This is a genomic window from Micromonospora endophytica, from assembly GCF_003236305.1.
Classification (GTDB): domain Bacteria; phylum Actinomycetota; class Actinomycetes; order Mycobacteriales; family Micromonosporaceae; genus Micromonospora; species Micromonospora endophytica.
Genome location: NZ_POTX01000307.1, coordinates 1 through 5,824, shown reverse-complemented (window position 1 = coordinate 5,824; position 5,824 = coordinate 1). Strand labels below are relative to the sequence as shown.

Here is a 5,824-nt window from a genome sequence, read left to right as displayed (position 1 = left end):
CCGCCGGTCCCGTCGCCTGCGGCCCACCGCCGGTCCCGTCGCCTGCGGCCAGTCGGCTTTGTGGGCAGGTACGTTGCCAGCGCGATGACGGACGTTGCCGGCGTTCGCCACACTGGGCGGACCACTGTGCACTGTCCGTGATTGTCGGGGGTGGGCATGAGGGAGACGACCGGCCGACCGCCGGCCCCACCGGTACGGGATCGGATCCCCGCCGGGGGGCTGGAGCTGCTCGCCCTGCTCACGCGCCTGCTGCGGCGACCTCGCCGAGGTGAGCACCGGCTGCCGGTGATCTGGCTGGTGCGTACCGCCGTCGCGGGCGACCCGATGCCGCTGCTGCGCCGCTTCCTCGGCCAGGGGCCACGGCGACGGGTGCCGCACGCGGTGCTCGACGTCGCCGCGTGCCCACCCGGGGTGGACGTACCGATGCTGCTGCGGGACCTGCACCGCCAGCTCTGCCTGGAGGCGTTCGGCACGGCACGGCTGCGATTCCGCCACTATCGGCTCGCCGACTGGCTGATGCACCAGGGATTCGACCACGATGCCGAGGACGGCCGGGCGACCCTGCTCCGCCGGCTGCGCGACCGACAGGCCCGCACCGCGGGCGGCGAGGCGACCCCCACCGGTTCGGACGTGGTGAGCCTGGCCACGCAGGTGCTGCTCTGGCTGGCCCGCCGGGTGGTGCCGGGGGTGCTCTTCCGGGTCGCCGTCTCCGGCCGGGTGCCGCTGGTCGGCCGGCCGTACCGGTGGTTCATGCGCCAGCAGTATCTCGCGCCCCGGCAGTCGGTCACCTTCCTCGGCTTCGCCGAGCGGCTCACTGCCGGCTGGCGCGACGGGGAACAACCCGACCAGGTGAACAAGCTGCTGCTGCACGCCTTCCTGGAGGACCTGCGGCAGGCGTACCGTCGTCGGCCCTGGCGGCCGTCGGACTGGCGGCGCACCGCGTACCCGGTGCTGCTGATCGACCACGTCACCGCCGGCGGCGTCGGTCACGTCCTGGTCCGGCTGCTCAACGACGTCCGTAACGAGACCGGCCGCAACGACCCGCTGCTGGTCGTGGTGGCGGCCGAGCATCCGCCGCCGGAACTGCCCGAGCCGCATTCACTCGGCGACGCCGACGAGGCGTACGACGAGTGGTCCGACGCGTTGCCCGAGATGCGGCGGCTGCGCCGCGCCGCCGCCTGGTGGGTGGTGTTCCGTCCGGACGACACCGATGCCGGCCCACCGCCACGCGGCGCGGTACGTGCCTTCGCCGCACCCGACCCGCCCTGGTGGTCGCGGCGGTTCCTGCCGGCGGCACTCTGTCTGGTCCTGGTCGCCGCCGGTGGCCTCTGGGTCGGCACGCGGTGGGCGCCGGGCTGCCATCCGTCGCTCACCGGTGACGTGGCGGTGCGGGTGGTGGAGGGGGAGTGCGTCGGCTACAGCGACAGCGCCGCCCACGTGTTCAACACCGACCCCGGGCAGGACCGGCTCCGCGCCGTGCAACGGCGGATCTTCGCCCAGAATCGCGACGCCGAGCGGGTGTGGCGGCGCAGCGACCGGCGCAAGCCGTACCTCACCCTGGTCTACCTGGGCACGCTGACCGGCAACCGGACCCGCGACGACGAGGAGTCGTACGTCTCCGAACGCGAGGAACTGGAGGGTATGGCGGCCGCCCAGCGGGCCCTGCTCCAGGAGTCGGCGGGCACCGACGGCGCGGCGTTGCTGCGCATCGTGGTGGCCAACGGCGGCCGGCAGATGCGCCACGCCGACCAGACCGTGCCGATGCTCGCCGAACTGGCCCGCGACGACCCGACGGTGCTCGGCGTGGTGGGCATGGTGGACAGCCGGACCAGCACCGCCGAGGCGTTGCGCGAACTCAACCGGGTCGGCCTGCCGGTGCTCGCACCCACCCTGTCCGCCGACCGGATGGACGCCAACTCCCGGCTCTACCTGCAGATCTCCGCACCCAACACCGATCAGGTACGGATGGTCGAGGCGTACGCCCGGCAGGTGCTCAAGGTGGACGAGGCGCACGTCTACTACACCACCGGCGAGAACAGCTCGCTCGACGACGACCTCTATGTCAACACTCTGGTCGAAGGGCTGCGGCAGCGCCTCGGCGAGCGGATCACCCGGCTGGCCGAGTGGCGCACCGGCACCCCGCTCACCACCGAATGCGGCTACCCGGGCCTGCTCTTCTACGCCGGCCGGTGGTCGGAGTTCGACGGCTTCCTGCGGGCCCTGCGCGCCTGCGGCAGCGACCCACCGAAACACCTGGTCACCGACGACTCGGTGAACCGCTACATGGCCAACCCGAGTCTGCGTACCGCCGCCCCGGCAACATCCCGGTCACCTATGTGTCGAAGGCCGCCCTGGCGACCTGCGCCGCGTTGCGCGAGGCCCAACAGCGCCGCGACGACGCCCGGGCCAGCTTCCTCGCGCTGGTGCAGGCGCCCGACCTGCTCGACCCGCCGCGCTGCCGCCCGGAAGATCCACAGCCGGTCGGCGAGCGGGTCAGCCTCGCCTACGACGCGGCGATGATGATGGTACGCGCGGTGGAGAGCCTCGCCGCCCGGCTGCACCACACCAGCCCCCGCAGCCGCTGGGAGCCTCGATCGATAAACCCGAGCGGGGTGCACGCCGAGGTGCTGCGGCAGAACACCGGCGTCGGTCAGCGCGGGGTGTCCGGGCTGATCCGCTACCAACCCGACTCCGGCGAGCCGCTGGACAAACGGATCTCGCTGATGCGGGTGGAGCGGGTGCCTGACCTGGCGGCCGAGGCGGTGGAGGTGTTCCACTGTGGCAACGCCGACGAGGCAGCCCCGGCCATTTGCGAGCCCGTACCCTGACCCACCGGTCAGCGTGGCCGACACGTGCGGTTCGCCGACTGTGCCGGTCCACGGCCGTCCGTTATGGTTTCTGCGGACCAGGCGGCGCTCGGCGGTGGGGGGCAGAGGTTGGGCAGGCTCGCGTCGGTGTACGGGCACGCGGTCGCCGCTCACCACGCCGCCCGGGCGCACCTCGACGCCGCCCGCGACGCGATGCGCGCGGCCGGCACCCCGGACACCCCGGCAACCGATCCGGAGATCGTCGCCCGGCTGGCCCGCGTCGGCGACGCGCTGGCCACCCCCGTCCCGGGCACCCCGCTGGCCCACCAACCGGTGCCGGTACGCGTCGGTGCCGCCACCACCGCCGGCGGCGGTTTCCCGGTGCTGCTGCCGCTCGGTGGCGGGCGTCACCTGGCGATCGAGGCCGACGGCCGCGACCCGGCCGTGGCCGGTCTGCTGCGGGCCCTGGTGCTGCGGCTGCTGGCCACCGCGCCGCCCGGTGGCGTACGGGTGGTCGGGCTGGACACCGCCGCTCTCGGCGCCACCTTCGGCCCGCTGCGCCCACTGCTCGACGCGGGCGTCATCGACCCGCCGGCCACCACCGAGGCGGAGGTGTCGGCCGCGCTCGACGCCGCCGAACGGCACGCCCGCACCGCCCAGCAGGCCGTACGCCCGGACCAGGACCTGCTGGTGGTGGTCAGCACCGCCGTCGGCTCGCCCCGGGAGGCGGCCCGCCTCGCCGCGCTCACCCACGCCGGGCCGGCGGCGGCGGTCTGTGTCCTGCTCGCCGGCTGGTCGCCGGGCACCCCCACCGATCCGTCGCCCCGGCTGGGCGCCACCACCACGCTGCGGCTGACCGGCGGACACGCTCACGTCGGCGATCCACCCGACGCGCCGTTCAGCACCGACGGCAGCGGCCTCGCCGCGCCGGTACGACTCGACGGGGATCCCCCGCCGGGCTCGGTCGCCGCCCTCGCCGCCCACCTGGGCGCCGCCGCCCGGCGTGGTGGTGCGGTGGACTTCGCCGACCTGCTGCCCGCCCAGCGGTGGGCCGACTCGGCCCGCGCCGGGCTGCGTACCGTGGTGGGCCGGGCCGGGCGGGACGCCTTCGCGATGGCCTTCGACGACGCCACCCCGCACTGGCTGGTCGGCGGGCGCACCGGCGCCGGCAAGACCGTCTTCCTGCTCGACGTCCTCTACGGGCTGGCCGCCCGCTACTCCCCTGCCCAGTTGCAGCTCTATCTGCTCGACTTCAAGGAGGGGGTGAGCTTCACCGAGTTCGTCCCCACCGGCCGCGATCCGTCCTGGCTGCCGCACGCCCGCGCGGTGGGCATCGAGAGCGACCGCGAGTACGGCGTGGCCGTGCTCCGTGAGCTGCGGCGCGAACTGAACCGGCGAGCCACCGCGCTCAAGCGGCACGGCGTCACCAAGCTCGCCGACCTGCCCGCCGACACCACTGTGCCGCGCATCGTCGCGGTGATCGACGAGTTCCAGGTGCTGCTCGCCGGCAACGACCCGATCGCCAGGGAAGCGGTGAACCTGCTGGAGGAGCTGGCCCGCAAGGGCCGCTCGTACGGCGTACACCTGGTGTTGGCCAGCCAGAGCACGACCGGCATCGAGGCGCTCTACGGCCGGGCCGAAGCGGTCTTCGGGCAGTTCGCGTTGCGGGTGGCGCTGCCCGGCGGCGGGGGAGTGCTCGACCAGCTCAACGACGCGGCGGCGACCCTGCCGGTCGGTTCGGCAGTGGTCAACACCGCCGCCGGCGCGCCCGGCGCGAACACCGTGATCCGCTTCCCGGACGCCTCCGCGGCCGCCGGTGAGCTGACCCGGCTGCGGCACGAGCTGTGGCAGGCCCGCCCGGCGGGCTCCCGATCCCCGTCGGTGTTCCGCGGGTTCGACACGGCCCGGGTCGAGGACGACGCCACCTTCACCGGGCTGCGCCCCGGCGGCCGGCGTCCCCTCGCCCTGGTCGGCCGGACCGTCGACGTGGACGGCACCACCGCGCTGTTCATCATGGACACCGCGCCCGGCCGGCACCTGGCCGTGGTCGGCACCGCCGCCACCGGCGCCGAGGTGCTGCGCGCCGCCACGTTGAGCCTGGCCCGGCAGCACGCCCCGGGCGAGGCGGCCTTCCTGCTCGCGCCCCTGGTCGCCGCCGCCGACACCGCCGCAGACGACACCGCCGCCGCGCTGGCCGCCGCCGGGCACCTGGTCGAGCGCCTCGACACCGTCGCCCTGCGCGCCAACATCGGCCTGCTCGCCAGCACCTCGACCGGCCGCACCGCCGCCGGTTCCGGGGCTGACGCCGGGTCGTCGGGGCGCACGTATCTGGTGGTCTTCGGGATGGACGCCGCCGCCGGACTGCTCGCCGAGAGCGACCCCAGCACGTTCCGCTCCGGCCACGACGACCTGCGTACCCTGCTGCGCCAGGGCCCCGGTCACGGGGTGCACCTGCTCGGCTGGTGGCGCGGGCTGCGCCGGCTCGCCGACGACCTCGGCGGCACGCAGAACCGCGACGACATCGCCTGCCTTGTCGCGTTGAACGTGCCCGGCGCCGACCTCGGCCTGCACCTGGGCGTGCACGACCTGGCATACACTCCCCGCGCCGACCGGGCGTTGCTCGTCGACCGGCACGACCAGCGGGTACGACTGATCGTGCCGTTCGCCCGCGACGAACACTCTTCCGACGGGCAGGAGTGAGCGTGTCCACTTTCGAGGAGTACGCCGCACTGGCCCGCCACCTGGCCAGCCAGCAGCGCGCCGGTGAACAGGGCGCCGCCGCCGAGGCCCAACGCCGCCGCGATCTGGACGCCGCCGTGGCCTCCCTGGACCACCGGCTCACCGCCCAGGGCCAGCGCCTCGACCAGCTCGGCCACACCATCGGCGTCACCCCCGGCACCCCCGGCGCGGCGGCTGCGCCGCCGGTCGGCCCGGTCCCCGGTTCCGGTCGCGCGCCGGCGTACCCGACCGGCGGACCCGACACCGGCGGGGCGACAGGTGGGGGGCCTGGTGGGGGC

General features: G+C 74.8%; 3 protein-coding genes and 1 pseudogene. All 4 read left to right on the top strand.

Going from position 1 to position 5,824, the window contains the following annotated elements; genetic code table 11:
- The first annotated feature begins 156 nt into the window (after positions 1-156).
- A complete protein-coding gene (locus C1I93_RS27565; RefSeq protein ID WP_258378362.1) occupies positions 157-2,520 on the top strand; it encodes a type 1 periplasmic-binding domain-containing protein in 2,364 nt (787 codons plus the stop codon).
- Positions 2,517-2,828, top strand: a complete 312-nt coding sequence (locus C1I93_RS32785) for a hypothetical protein (RefSeq protein WP_258378361.1) — start codon at positions 2,517-2,519, stop codon at positions 2,826-2,828. Before C1I93_RS27565 ends, C1I93_RS32785 begins: the two co-directional genes overlap by 4 nt.
- A 126-nt stretch (positions 2,829-2,954) precedes the next feature.
- Entirely contained in the window at positions 2,955-5,507 is a 2,553-nt protein-coding gene (locus C1I93_RS27560) for an FtsK/SpoIIIE domain-containing protein (RefSeq protein ID WP_438819594.1), read from the top strand.
- Between the two features lie 2 nt (positions 5,508-5,509).
- Positions 5,510-5,824, top strand: a pseudogene (locus tag C1I93_RS27555) (hypothetical protein); the annotation flags it as partial.

Excerpts from the sequence above, each read along its gene's own strand:
- C1I93_RS27565 (WP_258378362.1), top strand. The coding sequence starts at position 157 with ATGAGGGAGACGACCGGCCGACCGCCGGCCCCACCGGTACGGGATCGG.
- C1I93_RS32785 (WP_258378361.1), top strand. The coding sequence starts at position 2,517 with ATGATGATGGTACGCGCGGTGGAGAGCCTCGCCGCCCGGCTGCACCAC.